The 16,228-nt window shown below is 72.3% G+C and carries 15 protein-coding genes and 1 tRNA gene; 14 read left to right on the top strand and 2 right to left on the bottom strand.

The features are described from left to right. Nucleotides 1-219 precede the first annotated feature (219 nt). On the top strand, nt 220-3,552 hold the full coding sequence (locus tag BLV01_RS01245; RefSeq protein ID WP_091793349.1) for a hybrid sensor histidine kinase/response regulator: 3,333 nt from the start codon (nt 220-222) through the stop codon (nt 3,550-3,552). Between the two features lie 364 nt (nt 3,553-3,916). Here BLV01_RS01245 and BLV01_RS01240 read toward each other — a convergent pair whose 3' ends face one another. Beyond that, nucleotides 3,917-4,579, bottom strand: coding sequence for a response regulator transcription factor (locus BLV01_RS01240; protein WP_091793347.1), 663 nt, complete (start codon nt 4,577-4,579; stop codon nt 3,917-3,919). 103 nt (nt 4,580-4,682) lie between these two features. Between BLV01_RS01240 and BLV01_RS01235 the strand changes: the two genes are divergently transcribed. From BLV01_RS01235 to BLV01_RS01195, 9 genes are all read left to right on the top strand, one after another. Then, nucleotides 4,683-6,638 (top strand): D-(-)-3-hydroxybutyrate oligomer hydrolase, encoded by a 1,956-nt coding sequence (locus tag BLV01_RS01235; protein WP_254782472.1) that lies wholly within the window; start codon nt 4,683-4,685, stop codon nt 6,636-6,638. 159 nt (nt 6,639-6,797) lie between these two features. Next, nucleotides 6,798-7,412 carry a CDP-alcohol phosphatidyltransferase family protein gene (locus BLV01_RS01230; RefSeq protein WP_091793345.1) on the top strand — a complete coding sequence of 205 codons (615 nt, stop codon included), beginning with the start codon at nt 6,798-6,800 and terminating at the stop codon, nt 7,410-7,412. A gap of 227 nt (nt 7,413-7,639) precedes the next feature. Continuing rightward, nucleotides 7,640-9,001: a class III poly(R)-hydroxyalkanoic acid synthase subunit PhaE gene (phaE, locus tag BLV01_RS01225; protein ID WP_091793343.1), complete on the top strand. Its 1,362-nt coding sequence runs from the start codon at nt 7,640-7,642 to the stop codon at nt 8,999-9,001. 1 nt (nt 9,002) lies between these two features. Further along, nucleotides 9,003-10,073 carry a class III poly(R)-hydroxyalkanoic acid synthase subunit PhaC gene (locus BLV01_RS01220; RefSeq protein ID WP_091793341.1) on the top strand — a complete coding sequence of 357 codons (1,071 nt, stop codon included), beginning with the start codon at nt 9,003-9,005 and terminating at the stop codon, nt 10,071-10,073. A gap of 246 nt (nt 10,074-10,319) precedes the next feature. Further along, nucleotides 10,320-11,042 carry an SGNH/GDSL hydrolase family protein gene (locus BLV01_RS01215; protein ID WP_091793339.1) on the top strand — a complete coding sequence of 241 codons (723 nt, stop codon included), beginning with the start codon at nt 10,320-10,322 and terminating at the stop codon, nt 11,040-11,042. A gap of 5 nt (nt 11,043-11,047) precedes the next feature. Further along, the gene (locus BLV01_RS01210) at nt 11,048-11,446 is read left to right on the top strand and encodes a DUF5329 family protein (protein ID WP_091793337.1); all 399 of its coding nucleotides are present in this window, start codon (nt 11,048-11,050) and stop codon (nt 11,444-11,446) included. A 46-nt stretch (nt 11,447-11,492) separates the two neighbouring features. After that, a complete protein-coding gene (locus tag BLV01_RS01205; protein ID WP_057947864.1) occupies nt 11,493-11,696 on the top strand; it encodes a PspC domain-containing protein in 204 nt (67 codons plus the stop codon). Between the two features lie 105 nt (nt 11,697-11,801). Next, a complete protein-coding gene (locus tag BLV01_RS01200; RefSeq protein ID WP_254782504.1) occupies nt 11,802-12,152 on the top strand; it encodes a hypothetical protein in 351 nt (116 codons plus the stop codon). A 656-nt stretch (nt 12,153-12,808) separates the two neighbouring features. Next, entirely contained in the window at nt 12,809-13,345 is a 537-nt protein-coding gene (locus BLV01_RS01195; RefSeq protein WP_091793332.1) for a hypothetical protein, read from the top strand. Nucleotides 13,346-13,417: 72 nt separating this feature from the next. Here BLV01_RS01195 and BLV01_RS01190 read toward each other — a convergent pair whose 3' ends face one another. Then, entirely contained in the window at nt 13,418-14,248 is an 831-nt protein-coding gene (locus tag BLV01_RS01190) for an NRDE family protein (RefSeq protein ID WP_091793330.1), read from the bottom strand. Nucleotides 14,249-14,473: 225 nt separating this feature from the next. Here BLV01_RS01190 and BLV01_RS01185 point away from each other — a divergent pair, with 225 nt between their 5' ends. The 4 genes from BLV01_RS01185 to BLV01_RS25090 all read left to right on the top strand — a co-directional run bounded on the left by BLV01_RS01185 (nt 14,474) and on the right by BLV01_RS25090 (nt 15,936). Next, nucleotides 14,474-14,785 (top strand): hypothetical protein, encoded by a 312-nt coding sequence (locus BLV01_RS01185; RefSeq protein ID WP_091793328.1) that lies wholly within the window; start codon nt 14,474-14,476, stop codon nt 14,783-14,785. 2 nt (nt 14,786-14,787) lie between these two features. Then, nucleotides 14,788-14,952 (top strand): hypothetical protein, encoded by a 165-nt coding sequence (locus BLV01_RS26005; RefSeq protein WP_175485725.1) that lies wholly within the window; start codon nt 14,788-14,790, stop codon nt 14,950-14,952. Nucleotides 14,953-15,004: 52 nt separating this feature from the next. Further along, nucleotides 15,005-15,091, top strand: a tRNA-Leu gene (locus BLV01_RS01180). A gap of 365 nt (nt 15,092-15,456) precedes the next feature. After that, entirely contained in the window at nt 15,457-15,936 is a 480-nt protein-coding gene (locus tag BLV01_RS25090) for a hypothetical protein (RefSeq protein WP_139178373.1), read from the top strand. Nucleotides 15,937-16,228 lie beyond the last annotated feature (292 nt).

Below are 16,228 nucleotides of genomic sequence, written 5' to 3'. Positions count from 1 at the left end.
GTTCGCTTTCGTGGCCGCGGGTCGCGACGATGCCCGGCGCAGCGACTGTAGGAGCGGCGCGAGCCGCGACTGCGGGGTTGCAGGTCGCGGAGAAAGTTTCGGCGTAGTTGCGCCGTCGCAGTCGCGGCTCGCGCCGCTCCTACAGGTAGCCACCGCAGGCGCGCTGTTCCAGGGTGCTCCCCACCGCTATCCTGCGCCGATGCGCCGCGCCTCATGCCCATGCTGAGCCTTACCACCGTCGCCCTGGCCAGCCTGGCCTGGCTGGCGCTGATGTTCGGCACCGCGCTGTTCGCCGAGCGCCGGCCGGGCGTGCTGGCGCGCCACTGGCATCACATCTACGCGCTGTCGCTGGCGGTGCACTGCACCTCGTGGACCTTCTACGGCACCGTCACCCAGGCCGCGCGCTACGGCTGGCCGCTGCCGCCGACCTTCCTCGGCTCGATCCTGTTCTATGCGCTGGCCGTGGGCTTCATGGTCAAGCTGGTGCGGCTGGCGCGCGAGACCAACGCCACCTCGCTGGCCGACCTGATCGCCACCCGCCTGGGCAAGGACGCGTGGCTGGCCGCGCTGGTGACCCTGGTCGCCGCGCTCGGCCTGATTCCCTACATCGCGCTGCAGTTGAAAGCGGTGGCGATGAGCTTCGCCATGCTCACCACCCGCGCCACCGACGGCGCCGCGCTGCCGGCCTGGCGCGACAGCGCGCTGTACGTGGCGCTGGCGATGGCGCTGTTCGCGATGCTGTTCGGCACCCGCCGCGCCAGCGCCGCCGAGCACAACCGCGGCCTGGTGCTGGCGATGGCGTTCGAGTCGGTGTTCAAGCTGGCGGCGATGCTGGCGCTGGGCGCGTTCGTGTGGTTCGGCCTGGATGCGCTGCCGCCGGCGCCGGCCGCGCCGGCGCCGGCCGGCGCCCCGGCCGGCGGGTTCGCGCCGCTGGTGCTGCTCGGCGCGCTGGCGATGTTCATCCTGCCGCACCAGTTCCATGTCGCGGTGGTGGAATGCCGCGACGAGCGCGACGTGCGCACCGCGCGCTGGCAGTTCCCGCTGTACCTGCTGCTGATCGCAGCGCCGGTGCTGCCGGTGGCGATGCTCGGCCAGCGCCTGCTCGGTGCGCAGGTGCCCTCGGACCTGTACGTGCTGGCGCTGCCGCTGGCGCAGGGGCAGCAGGCGCTGGCGCTGTTCGCCTTCCTCGGCGGGCTCAGCGCCGCCACCGGCATGGTCGTGGTCAGCACGCTCACGCTGAGCCTGATGATCGGCAACCACTGGTTCGCGCCGAACCTGCTGCGCGGCGCGTGGTCGCGCAACCGCGACCTGCGCGGGCGGGTGCTGGCGCTGCGCCGCGCCGGCATCTTCGCGATCATGCTGCTGGCCTGGGGCTACAGCCGCCTGATCGCCGGCAGCGAGGCGCTGGCCGACGTCGGCGCGGTCTCGTTCTCGGCGCTGGCGACGCTGGCGCCGGCGCTGGCGTTCGCGGTGTGGCGGCCGCAGACGCCGGCGCGCGCGGCCATCGCCGGCATCGCCGCGGGCTTCGCGGTGTGGTGCTGGACGCTGTTGCTGCCGATGCTGTTCGAGGTGCGCGGCGCCGCGCCGGCGTGGTTCGCGCACGGCCCGTTCGGCCTGGAATGGCTGGCGCCGGAGCGGTTGTTCGGCCTGACCGGCTGGAGCCGGCTCGGTCGCGCGGTCGGCGCCAGCCTGTTCGCCGGCACCCTGGTCACGATCCTGGCCGCGTTGTGGCGGCGCGAGCCGGCCCGCCACGCGCGCCGCGGCCTCGACGCGCAGACCCTGCGCAACGCCGGCCTGCGCTTTTTGCCGCGCGAACGCGTGGCGCAGCTGCTCGACGGCGTGCCGACCGGCGCGCCGGTGGCGGCGGCGGTGGAAGCCGGGGTGGAGCGCGAACTGGCCGCGGTGCTGGGCTCGTCGTCGGCGCGGGTGTTGCTCGACGCGGCGCGGCGCGAGGCCGGGCGCGATCTCGACACGGTCGCGGCGATCGTCGGCGAAGCCTCGGCCGACCTGCGCTTCAACCAGCGGGTGCTGGAAGCGGCGCTGCAGAACATGAGCCAGGGCATCAGCGTGGTCGACGCGCAACTGCGGCTGGTGGCGTGGAACCGGCGCTATGCCGAGCTGTTCGCGTTTCCGCCGGAGCTGCTGCAGGTCGGCCGCCCGATCGCCGACCTCGCGCGCTGGGCGATGCACCGGCTGCCGTTCCAGGGCGATCTCGAGCGCGCCCTGCAGCGGCGCCTGGCCTACATGCGCGCCGGCACCGCGCACCTGTCCGAGCGCGTGCTCGCCGACGGCAGCATCCTGGAAATCCGCGGCAATCCGATGCCCGGCGGCGGCTTCGTCGCCACCTTCACCGACGTCACCGCGTTCCGCCGCGCCGAAGCCGGATTGATCCAGGCCAACGAGACCCTGGAGCAGCGCGTGGCCGAGCGCACCGCCGACCTGGAAGTGGCCACCCAGGAGGCGCAGCGCGCCAACGAGGCCAAGAGCCGCTTCCTCGCCGCGGTCGGCCACGACCTGATGCAACCGCTGCACGCCGCGCAATTGTTCGCCGATGCGCTGAGCCAGCAGGTCGACGATCCGGCCCAGCGCGACACCGTCGCGCGCATCGGCGGCGCGCTGGAATCCACCGGCGATCTGCTGACCGGGCTGCTGGACATGTCGCGGCTGCAGGCCGGCGGCCTGGTGCCGCAGCCGCGCGAGTTCCCGCTGGCCGAAGTGCTCGACCCGCTGGCCGCGCAGTTCGCCGCGATCGCCGCCGCGCGCGGCCTGCGCTTTCGCTACGTGCCCACGCGCGCGTGGACGCGCAGCGACCCGCAACTGCTGCGGCGGGTGCTGCAGAACTTCCTCGCCAACGCGGTGCGCTACACCGCGCGCGGCCGCGTGCTGCTGGGCGTGCGCCGCGCCGGCGGCGGCCTGCGCATCGAGGTGCACGACACCGGGCCGGGCATCGAGCCGGCCCAGCGCGAGGCGATCTTCGAAGAATTCCGCCGCGGCCCGGACGCGCCGGGGCAGGGCCTGGGCCTGGGCCTGTCGATCGCCGACCGCATCGCGCAATTGCTGCAGGCGCCGCTGAGCCTGCGCAGCGAGGTCGGCCGCGGCACCGCGTTCGGCGTGCGCGTGGCGGCGGTGCGCGCGGCGCAGGCGCCGCTGCCGGCGGGCGCGCGCGGCGCGCTGGCGGGCTTGCGCGTGCTCGCGGTCGACAACGACGCGCAGGCGCTGGCGGCGCTGGCCGAAACGCTACGGCGCTGGGGCTGCGAGGTGGCCACCGCCGCCGACGACGCCGGCGCGCGCGCGGCGCTGCGCGCGGCGCCGGCGCAGCTGTGGCTGTTCGACTTCCACCTCGACCGCGACGACACCGGCGTGGCCTTGGCCGCGCGCCTGGAGGCCGAGTTCGGCGCGCGCCCGTGCCTGCTGCTCAGCGCCGACGGCAGCGCGTCGGTGCGCGCCGCGGTGCAGGCCGCGGGCCGCACGCTGCTGGCCAAGCCGGTCAAGCCGCTGGCGCTGAAGTCGGTGCTCGACCGCCTGCTCGCGGCCGCCGCGACGGCCGGCTGAACGGGCGCAGGGCAGGGGCGGGGGCGGCCCGGAGCGGTCCCGGCGAGCGACCAGCGGTTCCGCGACCGACGTCGAGAAATCCACTGGCGATTTTTTAGCCAAATCTGTTGCAATGCTTATGTAACAAAGGATTGCGCCCCCTCCCACCCCGGCTGTCCGCAGGTTTGTCCACAGGCTGTGTGGACAACATCGGGCCTCGCGGTGAGCCCGGGAGAGCTTGACGTGAGGGTGGGTGAGTGGTTAGGGCGCAGGGAATCGGGGGCGCAACGGGAGCGGCGATCGGTGGCGGCGGCCGAAGCGACCGCGAGTCGGCGTTCTTGCCTTGCGCCGTTCGCTCGTTCGGCTTGTTCCCGGTCCCGCTGGCTCAATCGAGCCGTCGCGCCGGATCGGCCAGTTCCAGTTCCCGCAGCACCACCCCGGCCTGGGTGCGGTTGCGCACGCCGAGGCGGTCGAAGATCGCCGACAGGTGCGCCTTGACCGTGCGCTCCTGGACGTCCAGGCGATCGGCGATCTGCTTGTTGAGCAGGCCCTGCGCGACCAGGCTCAGCACCCGGAACTGCTGCGGCGACAGGCTCGCCAGGCGCGCGGCGAGGTCGGCGTCGCCGCGCTCGCTGTGGGTGCGCGCGACCGCCGCGCGCAGCGTCGCCGGCAGCCATTGCTCGCACGCCAGCACCGCGCGGATCGCATCGCGCAATTCGTCCAGGCCCGAACTCTTGGGCAGATAACCGGCGGCGCCGTGGTCGAGCGCGCGCCGGACCACGCGCGGATCGTCGTTGGCCGACACCACCGCCACCGCGGTGCCGGGGAACTGCGCGCGGATCGCGGCCAGGCCGGCGAGGCCGTGGTTGCCGGGCATGTGCAGGTCGAGCAGGACCAGGTCGATGCCGGGTTCGGCTTCCAGCGCGGCCAGCGCGTCGTCGAGCGTGCCGGCCTCGCGCACCACGGTCTCGGGCACGGCGTCGGCGGCGGCCTGGCGCAGCGCCGCGCGGAACAGGGGGTGGTCGTCGGCGATCAGCAGGGTCGGCATCGCCGCAAGCGTAGCAGGCCGCGGCAGCGGCGCCGCGCGCTCGCGGCGCGCAGGTGTACCAAAGTACGATGAGCGCGAGCCGGCGGCTTGCTAGCCTGCGCCCATGAGCGCCCACACCCTACGCACCGCGGCCCTGGCCGCCTCCCTGCTGCTGGCCTGCACGGCCGGCGCCGCCAGCGCCGCGCCGGCGCGCACGTCCGCGGCCAAGCCGGCCGGCAAGGCCACCGCACAGGACTCCGCCGCGATGTTCAGCTCCGAACGCCAGACCGACCATCGCGACCGCGACGACCTGCTCAGCGCCGGACTCGGCCTGGACGGCCTGCGCGCGATGGCGCCGCCGGCGTTCGCCGACGCAGCCCATCCGACCGCGGCCGAACTGCGCCGGCGCGCGCTGTGGTCGAACTGGCGCGGCATCGCCGACCTCGCGCCCGGCGGCGGCTACGGCGAGCTCTACGGCAGCGTGGCGCCGGTGCCGGGCCGCGAGTACAGCGCGTTCGCGCGCCTGCCCGGCGCCAGGCAGCCGCATCGCGTGCTGGTGCAGGTGCCCGACGGTTTCGATCGCGACAAGCGCTGCATCGTGGTCAGCGCGTCGTCGGGTTCGCGCGGCATCTACGGCTCGATCGCCGTGGCCGGCGCCTGGGGCTTGCCCAAGGGCTGCGCGGTGGCCTACACCGACAAGGGCGCGGGCACCGATTACTTCGATCTCGACGCCGGCCTGGGCGTGCGCGCCGACGGCACCGTCGGCAAGCCGGGCGAGGGCGAACTGGCGTTCGAGCCCGATGCGCAGGCGCGCAAGGCCGGCGGCGTCGCGTTCAAGCATGCGCATTCGCAGGACAATCCCGAGGCCGACTGGGGCCGGCACGTGCGCCAGGCGGCGCAGTTCGCGCTGCGCGCGCTGGATCGCGCGTTTCCCGACGCGGCGCCGTTCACCTGGGCCAACACCCGGGTGATCGCGGTCGGCATCTCCAACGGCGGCGGCGCGGTGTTGCGCGCGGCCGAATTGAACGACGAGCCCTGGCTCGACGCGGTGGTGGCCGGCGAACCCAACGTCTACGCCGCCGGCGCGCGGCCGCTGTACGACTACACCACCCAGGCCGCATTGCTGATGCCGTGCGCGCTGCTGCACAAGCCGCTCGGCGCGATGCCGGTGGCGCCGCTGACCGGCGACAGCGCGCAATCGTTCTGCGACTTCGCCGCCGAACGCGGCCTGCTCGGCGAAGCCGCGCGCGCGGGCGACACCGCCGCGCGCGCGCAGGCGGCCTACGAGCGCATGCGCGCCGACGGCTGGAGCGACGCGGCGCTGCGCGCCGGCGCGCTGTCGGTCAACTTCGATCTGTGGCGCGCGGTCGCGGCCACCTACGCCTCGGCCTACGGCCGCTACGCGCCGGCGCTGGGCGAAGGCGCGGCGGCCGAACAGCCGTGGGTGCGCTACGTCTATTCCGCGGCGACGCCGGCCGGCCCCGACGCGCCGCCGCTGGCGCGCGCGGCCAGCGAAGGCGAACGCGCGGCGTGGTGGGCCGACGCCAGCGGCATTCCGCCGGGCGCGGGCGTGCAGTTGTTCGGCCCGCCGGCCGCGGGCGCGGCGCCGCGCCTGGACGGCATGGCCGGCCTGCGCGAACTGTGGACCGGCCAGCCGCTGCGCGAGGGCGTGGACAAGGCCGCGTTGCGCCGCGCCGGCGAGCGCGTGCGCAAGGGCGTGGAGCAGACCCGCGCCGGCGCGCCGCGCAAGGGCCTGCCGATGGTGGTGGTGCACGGCCTGGACGACGGCCTGATCCCGCCGGCGTTCAGCAGCGCGCCGTACGTGGCGATGGCGCGCAAGGCCGGCGCGCAGGTGAGTTATTGGCAGGTCAGCAACGTCCAGCACTTCGACGCCTTCCTCGGCCTGCCGGCGCTGGGCGCGCGCTACCTGCCGCTGCTGCCGTACGTGTACGCGGCGCTGGACCGGGTCGAGGCGCACCTGGCCGGCGGCGCGGCGCTGCCGGGCGATGCGGTGGTCGAGACCGTGCCGCGCGCGCAGGGCCAGGGCCTGAAGGCCGACAACCTGGCGGTGCCGAAGTAAGCGCCGCCGCGGCGGCGCTCGCGCGGGGTTCCGCCGCCGCGCGCCGCGCCGCCCGCGCGCCGGGCCTGCGACCTTGGCCCCTTGCGGCGCACGCGCCGGCTTTGGCAGGCTGAACGCCCCCCGGCGGCCGCGCGGCCGCCCGCCACGGAGCTGCGCCGCATGCCGCGTCATTTCTCGATGCTCCGCGAGTTCCACCTCGCGGACTGGTTCACCCTCGCCAACGCCTTCTGCGGCACCGGCGCGATCTTCGCCGCGATGCGCTTCCTGCAGGACGGCGACGTGCGCAACCTGATGATCGGCATGGCGCTGATCCCGCTGGCGTTCGTGTTCGATGCGCTCGACGGCCGCGTCGCGCGCTGGCGCAAGTCGTCCTCCACGCTCGGGCGCGAGCTGGATTCGCTCGCCGACGTGATCTCCTTCGGCGTCGCCCCGGCCGCGCTGGCCTACGCCTGCGGCCTGCAGGGCGGCTGGGACTGGGTGGTGCTGAGTTACTTCGTCGGCTGCGGCGTCAGCCGGCTGGCGCGCTACAACGTCACCGCCGAGGCGCTCGCCGGCGACGAGGGCAAGGTCAAGCACTTCGAAGGCACGCCGATCCCGACCAGCCTGCTGCTGGTGATCGTGCTGGCGGTGGCGGCGTGGCAGGGCGCGATCGGCGCCGACCTGTGGTTCGGCGGCGTGCGCATCGGCCCGTGGCTGTTCCATCCGCTGGTGCTGATGTTCGCGCTGTCGGGCTCGCTGATGATCAGCAAGACCCTGCGCATTCCCAAGCCCTGATTTGCGGCGCGGTCTCGACCGTTTTTTGTAGGAGCGGCGCACGCCGCGACCGCGAATCGCGGCGTGCGGCGCAAGATTGCGGCCCCGCGGTCGCGGCTCGCGCCGCTCCTACAGGTAGCTGCCGTAAATCCGCGCCAGCGCATTCACGCCGTTGTGTGCCCCACGACACAGGCAGCGCCCGGCAACGCGCGATTGCTATCATCCGGGCAAACCCTGGAGGCGGCGCGATGGCGAATTTCGGTTTCGGCTCGAACAATCCCGGCGATTTCGGCGCCGGTTTCAACCCGCAGGATTTCGAGCGCCTGGCGCGACAGTACTGGGGCGCATGGGGCGAGATGATGCGCGGCGCGCAGCCGCAGCCGCCGCCGCAACCGTCGATGCCGGGCTGGAACGAGGCGCTGAACTGGTGGTCGCAACTGGCCAAGGGCGGCGCCCAGCCGCAGGTCCAGGACACGCTCGACCGCTTCAACAGCCAGGCGCGCGGCTGGTTCGGCGAGATCCAGAAACTGGCCGCGCAGTTCGCCGGCCGCGACGCCTCCGCCGCCGACATCGCCGGCGCCTGGAAACAGGCGATGGGCGGGCAGGGCGCCAATCCGTTCGCCGACGTGTTCGGCGCGATGCGCGGCCCCGGCCAGCAGGATTTCGCACGCTGGGTCGAGCAGGCCAGGCCGTTCCTGGAACGCCTGCAGGACGGCGGCAGCAGCCTGCTGGGCCTGCCCGCGTTCGGTTTCGCGCGCGAGCACCAGGAGCGCGTGCAGCACCTGGCCCAGTCCTACCTGAACTACCAGCAGCAAAGCCAGGCCTACAACGCGCTGATGGCCGAGGCCGGGCAGGACGCGTTCAAGCGCTTCGAAGACAAGCTGGCCGAACGCAGCGAGCCGGGCCGCCAGATCGGCAGCGCGCGCGCGCTGTTCGACCTGTGGATCGACGCGGCCGAGGACGCCTACGCCGAGATCGCGCTGTCGCCGCGCTTCCGCGACGCCTACGCGGCGCTGGTCAATTCGCAGATGCGCCTGCGCGCCGGCGTGCAGAAGGAGGTCGAGCAGGCCAGCGGCCAGTACGGCATCCCGACCCGCACCGAGATCGACGCCGCGCACCGCAAGATCGTCCAGCTCGAGCGCGAACTGCGCCGGCTGCGCGACGAAGTGCAGCAGCTGCGCGGCGGCGACGGCGGCGAGCCCGAGGCCAAGTCCGCGCCGGCGGCGAACAAGAGCGCCGGCGCCAAGCCGAAGCCGCGCGCGGCCCAGGCCGCCGCGGCCGCGCCGAGCCGCGCCGCGCAGGCTGCGCCGGCCGAAGCCGCGCCGGTGGCGGTCAAGCCCGCTGCCGCGAAGCCGGCGTCCAGGCCGGCCGCTTCCAAGCAAGCCGCTCCCAAGCAAGCCGCTCCCAAGCAAGCCGCATCCAGGCAGGCTGCGCCGAAACCGGCCGCTTCCAAGCCCGCGGGCAAGCGCGCGGCGAAGAAAACCGCGATCGCCCGTCCGCAGCCGCCGGCCCGGCCGGCCGCGGCCAAGGCCGCCGCGCCGTCCCGGCGCGCCGCCAAGCCGGCCCCGGCCGCGAAGTCCGTGAAGTCCGCCAAGCAGGGAGCGCGCTGAGATGACCGCACCGATCAACTTCACCGCCGAGTCGCTGGCGCAGGAAGCGCTCACCGCCCAGCGCAAGCTCAGCGCCGGGCTCGACACCCTGCACGAGGTCGACGACATCGACTACGGCGCGACCGCGCGCGAGGAAGTCTGGCGCGACGGCAAGGTCGCGCTGTACCGCTTCCGCGGCGAGCAGGCGCCGACCGCCAAGACCCCGCTGCTGATCGCCTACGCCCTGGTCAACCGCCCGTACATGGTCGACCTGCAGGCCGACAAGTCGATCGTGCGCGGCCTGCTGGAACGCGGCCAGGACGTGTACATCCTCGACTGGGGCTATCCCGACCGCTCCGACCGCTACCTGGAGCTGGAGGATTACATCCAGCGCTTCCTCGGCGGCGCCGTCGATCATCTGCGCCGCGAGTACCGCCAGGACGCGATCAACCTGCTCGGCATCTGCCAGGGCGGCGCGTTCTCGCTGTGCTACTCGGCCTTGAACCCGGCCAAGGTGCGCAACCTGATCACCATGGTCACGCCGGTCGACTTCCACACCCGCGACAACATGCTGTCGAACTGGACCCGCGGCCTGGACGTGGACCAGTTCGTCGACACCCTCGGCAACGTGCCGGCCGACGTCATGAACTGGTGCTACCTGACCCTCAAGCCGTGGCGGCTGTTCGTGCAGAAGTACGTCGGCCTGGTCGACATCCTCGACGACAAGCGCGCGCTGGAAGACTTCCTGCGCATGGAAAAGTGGATCTTCGACTCGCCCGACCAGGCCGGCGAAGCGTTCCGCCAGTTCATCAAGCAGTTCTACCAGGGCAACGGCTTCGTCAACGGCGGCATCGACATCGGCGGCCGCGCGGTCGACCTGGGCTATGTCGACATGCCGGTGCTCAACATCTACGCCGAGCAGGACCACCTGGTGCCGCCGGCCGCGTCGAAGGCGCTCAAGGGACTGGTCGGCAGCGAGGACTACAGCGAACTGTCGTTCAAGGGCGGCCACATCGGCATCTACGTCTCCGGCCGCGCCCAGCGCGAAGTGCCCGGCGCGATCCACGACTGGCTGAGCCAGCGCTCGCGCTGAGCGCGCCGGCGCCTCCCGCGATGCCGACGCATCGTGGGATGCCCTTGTGAAAGGGCCTCAGTGAAGGGCCGTTGTGGCAGGGCCTTCAGGCCCGACGCTTTCTGCTCCGATCATTGCGCCCCACATGCTCGCAGCCGCGTGCAACGCCGCAGCCAAGCCCGCCGTCTTTCGCCCGGATCGCTGCGCGCCCACGCGCCTTAACGCCACACGGGTTAGTCTCCCACGGTCCCCATCGCGGAGCCCCGCATGCGCCGTTTCCTGCTGCCGCTGTTGTTCGCCTTGCTCGCCGCCTGCGCCAGCGCGCAGCACGCGGGCAGCGCCGCCACCCAGGCGCCCGCACCCGCCGGCACCGCGCCGCGCGATTCGGCCGAATGGGCGTCGGCGATCCGCGCCTTCGAGGAGCAGGACGCGCGCGTGCGGCGCATGCCCGGCAGCGTGGTCTTCGTCGGCAGTTCCTCGATCCGGATGTGGACCACGCTGGCCGACGACTTCCCCGGCGTCGCCCTGATCAACCGCGGCTACGGCGGCTCGCGCGTGTACGACTCGGTCTATTACGCCGAGCGCATCGTCGTTCCCTACCAGCCGCGCGCGGTGGTGTTCTACGCCGGCGACAACGATCTCAGCGACGGCCGCACCCCGCGCCAGGTGCGCGACGATTTCGCCGCGTTCGTGCGCAAGGTGCAGGCGGCCGCGCCGAAGGCGCGCATCGCCTTCGTTTCGATCAAGCCCAGCCCGTCGCGCGCGGCGCTGCTGCCGCAGGTGCGCGAGGCCAACGCCCTGGTCCGCGACTTCGCCCGCGGCGTGCGCAACGTCGACTATCTCGACGTGTACACGCCGATGCTCGACGCCGGCGGCGCACCGCGCGAGGAGCTGTTCCTCGCCGACCGCCTGCACATGAACCGCGCCGGCTACGAAATCTGGATCGGCGTGGTCGGCCCGTGGCTGGCCAAGCTACCCTCGCCGGCATGAATGCAATGGCCCCCCGTTTCGGCCTCGCCCTGGTCCTGGCGCTGGCCGCCGCCGCGTCCGCGCAGGCCGCGCCCTCGGCCCAGGCCGAGCGCGAGACCGAACAATTGATCCAGGCCCTGGCGCGCTCGGGCTGCCAGTTCGAGCGCAACGGCAGCTGGTACGACGCGGCCCAGGCGCAGGCGCACCTGCGCAAGAAATTGGCCTACCTGCGCAAGCGCGGCCTGGCCGACAGCGCCGAGCTGTTCATCGAGCGCGCGGCCAGCCAAAGCAGTCTGAGCGGCAAGCCGTACCACGTGCGCTGCGGCGGCGATGCGGCCACGCCGGCGGCCGCGTGGTTGCGCGCCAGGCTCGTTCAGCTACGCAACGCGAAAGCGCCGCCGCCGCCGACACCGCCGTCGCCGTGACGCGCTAGACTGGCCGCGGACCTTGCGCCCGGAGCGCCCGCGGACGATGAGCAGCGCCACCCGATCCCTGTGCCGTTCGCGCCACGACCGGATGTTGGCCGGCGTCTGCGGCGGCCTCGCGTTGCGTCTGCGCTGGAATCCGGTGCTGGTGCGCGCCGGGTTCGTCGTGCTGGCCCTGGCGACCTTCGTGCTGCCGGTCGCGCTGGCCTATCTGGTGCTGTGGTTGTTGATCCCGGAAGAGGGCTGCTGACTGGGCGCGGCGTTGCGAACCTGCGCGCGCGCGGCCGGTACCGCGCTCGGCGTGGCGTGGACTTCGCCGATCAGCGCGCTCGGCCTGCTCGCCGGCCTGCTGGCGATGCCGTTCGGCGCGCGCGCGCGCTGGCGCCGGCGCGACCTGGCGCTGGTGTTCCAGCATTGGCCGTGGGGGCCGGGCGGGGCGATCACGCTCGGCAACGTGATCCTGCACACCGGCCACGATCTCGATTCGCTCTGCCACACCTACGCCCACGACGCCGGCCACGGCGAAGAGCCGCCGATCTGCCTGGCCGACCACGAGCGCGCTCATGTCTACCAGTACATGGTGCTGGGGCCGCTGTTCCTGCCGCTGTACCTGGCTTGCGGCGGCATCAGCGTACGCAACCGCTTCGAGCGCGCGGCCGACCGCTACGCCCAGACCGGGCGCGGCTGGTGGCCGTGGCCGGGTTGAGCGCGGCGGTTCCCAGGCATTAATTCCGTCCCGCGACGGCCGGACACACTAGCGTTCTTCGATCCGCACGCTGGCGGTCGCGCAGCCACGGTTATGGGAAGGCCTTCAGTCCCGACGCTTTCGTTCCCGCGCGCGGAGATCCGGCCGAACCGCGTCGCGACCGAAGTCGCTGCCGCCCCCGCGCCGCGCTAACGCGGATTTGATCGCCGGCTAACGCAGCCGGCGCTAACCTGCGCGCGTCGGAGAACAACCAGTGGACGCCAGTCCGTTGGAACCGCTCCGACAACGGAAGGCCCGGACACCCGAGGAATCTCCTCGAGGCCTGGGCCTTCTCATTTGCGCGTCGGTTCGGCGCGCGCTTGGCGCGGCGTCGTGCGCGTGTTGCCCCGCCGGCCGCGCGAATCGCACGCTGGCGCGGAAAAATGGCGCTTCCAGCCTATTCATTCGCGCACGCCGCGCGGCACGCCGTCGCAGTCGGCGCAACGCCGCTGCGCTCTAATAAGCGCGTTCGGGACGCCCCTTCAACACGACGACCGCGCGAGCGCAGGATGCGCCGCGCCGTCGGCGTGCGCGCGCTCCCGGATTCGCGCAGCGGCCGATGCGCGATCGCCGCGCTTCCACCGAAGCCGCCGCTCTTCCATCGAAAAGGAGCTTTCATGAAAATCGTCGCAATCGCGCTGGCCGGCCTGCTCGGGCTGGCCGCGCTGCAACCCGCGCATGCCCAGTTCACCATCCCCAACGGCCCGTTCGCCGACGAGCAGGCGGTGGTGAACTGGTGGAACGCCAACAACACCAGCGGCGCGATCACCCAGGTCTTCTACAACGGCCGCAAGGTCTACCAGCGTCCGACCGGCTTCGGCCCGGCGCTGATCGTCAAGTACTACCGCTGCAAGCAGACCCAGGACGTGCGCACCCGCTGCGGCCACCACCTCGATGCGTTCTCGCGCGAGGACTGGCTGATCGACCAGATCGACACCCTCAACGGCACCCGCCCGGCCCTGGCCGACAGCGACATCTACCTGGACAACCAGCTCTATCGCGCCTACACCACGCCGTCGCGGCGCGCGACCTACGGCCTGATCGGCTGCAAGGGCGAGCCCAGCTACCGCGAGCCGGGCGGCATCGGCTACTTCGTCGTGCGCGGCTATTCGCCGGACTTCAGCCCGCCGTACGTCGGCAAGTGCTTCTTCTGATCTGATCGAGCGCGGTTGCGACGCCGCGGGGATCGCATCCCCGCGGCGTTTTCCCGCGCGCGCTCGCGCGCCTCAGCGCAGCGGCAGCCGCGCCGCGCTTTCGCCGGCGTCGGCGCCGTTCGGGCCGTAGCGCCGCTCGATGAAGTCGATGCCGTCGGCGCCGACCAGCACGATGGTGCTGCAACGCGTGCCGTAGCGTTCGCCGAGCACGAACGGCGGCGACAGCAGGCGTTCGAGTTCCAGGCCGACGCCGGTATCGGGCAGCGCCTCGTCGGGCGCGAGGGTGGTGTCGGCCATCGCCGCCAACAGCATCGCCAGGCCCGGATCGGCGCTCGACGGCGCGTCGCCGTCGCGGCGCAGCGGCGCCTGCAGCGAGGCCGGCGAATCCAGCCATGCCGACAACGCGCGCGTGGCCAGGCCGCTCTTGGGCCAGGCGGCGTCGAAGGCGCCGTTGGTCATCGCGTGCACGCCGGGAGCGACGGCGAAGGTCTGATAGCCGCCGGCGCCGGCGGGCGGGTGGTTGCTGCCGAAGCGCAGCGCTTCGCCGTCCCACAGCAGCAGGTTGAAGCGGCCGAACTGCGCGGCGTCCGCGCGCAATGCGTCCAGGTACTGCTGCGCGCTCATCGCGCCGCGCGCGAAGTCGCGCACCAGCGCGCCGCGCGAGCGCGCCGCGGTCTCGGGCTGGCGGCCGTCGCGCACGTTGGTGACGGCGGCCAGGCGGCCGCGCGCGCAGACCATCAGCCAACTGCCGCCGGCGGAGAGATCGCGGCCGCCGAAGACGTGCGCATCGTCGGGATCGGGTCCGGCCGGCGAGGTCGGGCGGGCGTGGGCTTCATCGCGGTTGGCGATCAACGCCAGGCGATAGCGGGGATGGTGTTGCCAGGCGAGGGCGATCAGGCACATGGCCGCATTCTAGTCCCGCCATCGCCGCATAGTTGCTCACAGCCGCGCGCGTGCGGCAACCGACCGCAGGCGCAGTGCGGGCGGGACCTATGGCAGATGCCGCGCCGGCGCGCTGGCCATATTCTGGCCACCGTCGCATCGATTGAGATCGCGCCCCGCTTTGCTATCCGGCTCGCAGTTCGGCCGGCTCGAAGGGGAGGGCAATCGATGAATCGTGGCGCCAGGATGTTGTTGCAATTGTTCGCGCCGGCCGCGGTGGTCGCGGCGGGTGCGTTCGCCGCCGGAGGCCTGCTGGCGGACGCCGCCCAGGCCGCCTCGACGGCGGGTTCTTACGCGCGGCTGGCGCAGTGCCTGCAGTTCGGCGGCCTCGGCACCGCCGCGGCGATGCTCGTCCATTCGTTCTGGCGCCTGTGGCGCTGGGAGCGCGGCAGGGAGCCGCAATGTCCCTGCGGCGGCCTGTTGTCGCGGCCGCAGCACAGCCGCCACGGCCGCCGACGCCACTGCCTGGGATGCCGACGCCCCCAACCGGAGACCTGACCATGCTCACCGCCGCCGCCATCCGTTGCACCGTCGCGCTGTGGCCGGGCGCAGCCGCGGCCGCGACGGTGGGCGACTGCGGCGACGGCGAGGCGCCGCCGCAGCGCGACCCCCAGGACGAGGCCGCGGCCGCGGCCGAGCCGCTCGAACCGCGCCGCCCCAGCTGAGCGGGCCGGGGCAGACGCCGGCCCCCGGCCTTGCTATGATGCGCGACCCGCTGCCGGAGTGGCGGAATCGGTAGACGCAGCGGACTCAAAATCCGCCGCCCTTAAAAGCGTGTGGGTTCGAGTCCCACCTCCGGCACCAAAGCCCCTCGTGGCTCAGCGGTTTCAGCGGATCCGGCGTAATTTTCAGCCCCCGCTGCGCGACGCGCTCCATCGTCGCGATCTCGGCGCCGCGCCGGCGCCGCATCCTCCAAGCCCTCTGCCGTAGCTGCCTTCGGGTCGCCGCTGGCATCCGCATATGCCCGATGGCGTCCGCCGACGTTGCCCTCGTCATTGCCTGCCTTGGCGCATGGAGCGGGCAGTAGTGCACGTGCGACCCTGTCCGTGGGCGTCTGCAAACTTTGGATTTACTCGTCCGCGATGTTCGCGTCGTATCGGCCGGCCACGCAACCAGGCGCGATCGCCAGTCCAGTTTCGGATGAGTCGGCTTGCGCTCGAATCCGGCCGATGTTCGATGGCCGAAGAGCGATCCGCACCGAGCGATACTTTCGGGCCACAACCGCGACGCCGCAGATTCAAACCCGGCGGATGAATTCGGCGGTTGTGCGCCAATCGATTCGTCGCGACCGACTTGGTGCGACGCTTCGCCAAAACGGCCGCATCCGCAGCGTTTCGGCGCGTCTTCGTCACGGCGCTGCAAAGAAAGAAGGCCCCGAACGGGGCCTTCTTCCGATCAGACGCGGATCAACGCTGCGGGTTTTGTCCGCCGCGCTGCTGCTTGTCCTGGTCGTCCTCGCCCTGATTCTGGCCGGGACGTTCGCGATCCTTCTCCTGCCCCGGTTGGCCCTGCTGGTCGCGCTTGCCGGGATCGCCCTGCTGGCCCGGCTGACCGGGTTGGCCTTGCTGGTGGTTGCTCATTCGCTCACCTCACGTTTGATCCGGGTCGAAGCGACTCGGATCAGTCGAAGCTGCGCGTGGAGCGGTTAACGAGGCATCGCGTTTTCGCACGCGGGCGATCACTGTTCGAGAACAACACCGCAACAATTCGGGCGTAACGTCTGATCGATCCCGGTTCAGGGCTAAATCGTTCAGATCGAGCGGGACATTCGCGGCGATTAATGTCGAAGCGCTGCGCGGCGCATTATGGAAAAGGCGGAGCGGGTGCGCTGTTCGCGGGCGCCGCGGCGCAAAACACAGGTTTGCTCGCTCACCCTACGCTCAATATCCGCGCCGTACCAGCTTTTTTATTTTTAGCGGTTTTTCAGGCGATTTCGCACCG

Origin of the sequence: Lysobacter sp. yr284 (assembly GCF_900107375.1) — a bacterium.
GTDB lineage: Bacteria > Pseudomonadota > Gammaproteobacteria > Xanthomonadales > Xanthomonadaceae > Lysobacter.
The sequence above is the reverse complement of the archived record's forward strand: the minus strand, read 5'-3'. Positions and strand labels throughout refer to the sequence as shown.

Excerpts from the sequence above, each read along its gene's own strand:
- BLV01_RS01245 (WP_091793349.1), top strand. The coding sequence starts at position 220 with ATGCTGAGCCTTACCACCGTCGCCCTGGCCAGCCTGGCCTGGCTGGCG.
- BLV01_RS01240 (WP_091793347.1), bottom strand. The coding sequence starts at position 4,579 with ATGCCGACCCTGCTGATCGCCGACGACCACCCCCTGTTCCGCGCGGCG.
- BLV01_RS01235 (WP_254782472.1), top strand. The coding sequence starts at position 4,683 with ATGAGCGCCCACACCCTACGCACCGCGGCCCTGGCCGCCTCCCTGCTG.
- BLV01_RS01230 (WP_091793345.1), top strand. The coding sequence starts at position 6,798 with ATGCCGCGTCATTTCTCGATGCTCCGCGAGTTCCACCTCGCGGACTGG.
- phaE (WP_091793343.1), top strand. The coding sequence starts at position 7,640 with ATGGCGAATTTCGGTTTCGGCTCGAACAATCCCGGCGATTTCGGCGCC.
- BLV01_RS01220 (WP_091793341.1), top strand. The coding sequence starts at position 9,003 with ATGACCGCACCGATCAACTTCACCGCCGAGTCGCTGGCGCAGGAAGCG.
- BLV01_RS01215 (WP_091793339.1), top strand. The coding sequence starts at position 10,320 with ATGCGCCGTTTCCTGCTGCCGCTGTTGTTCGCCTTGCTCGCCGCCTGC.
- BLV01_RS01210 (WP_091793337.1), top strand. The coding sequence starts at position 11,048 with ATGGCCCCCCGTTTCGGCCTCGCCCTGGTCCTGGCGCTGGCCGCCGCC.
- BLV01_RS01205 (WP_057947864.1), top strand. The coding sequence starts at position 11,493 with ATGAGCAGCGCCACCCGATCCCTGTGCCGTTCGCGCCACGACCGGATG.
- BLV01_RS01200 (WP_254782504.1), top strand. The coding sequence starts at position 11,802 with ATGCCGTTCGGCGCGCGCGCGCGCTGGCGCCGGCGCGACCTGGCGCTG.
- BLV01_RS01195 (WP_091793332.1), top strand. The coding sequence starts at position 12,809 with ATGAAAATCGTCGCAATCGCGCTGGCCGGCCTGCTCGGGCTGGCCGCG.
- BLV01_RS01190 (WP_091793330.1), bottom strand. The coding sequence starts at position 14,248 with ATGTGCCTGATCGCCCTCGCCTGGCAACACCATCCCCGCTATCGCCTG.
- BLV01_RS01185 (WP_091793328.1), top strand. The coding sequence starts at position 14,474 with ATGTTGTTGCAATTGTTCGCGCCGGCCGCGGTGGTCGCGGCGGGTGCG.
- BLV01_RS26005 (WP_175485725.1), top strand. The coding sequence starts at position 14,788 with ATGCTCACCGCCGCCGCCATCCGTTGCACCGTCGCGCTGTGGCCGGGC.
- BLV01_RS25090 (WP_139178373.1), top strand. The coding sequence starts at position 15,457 with ATGTTCGATGGCCGAAGAGCGATCCGCACCGAGCGATACTTTCGGGCC.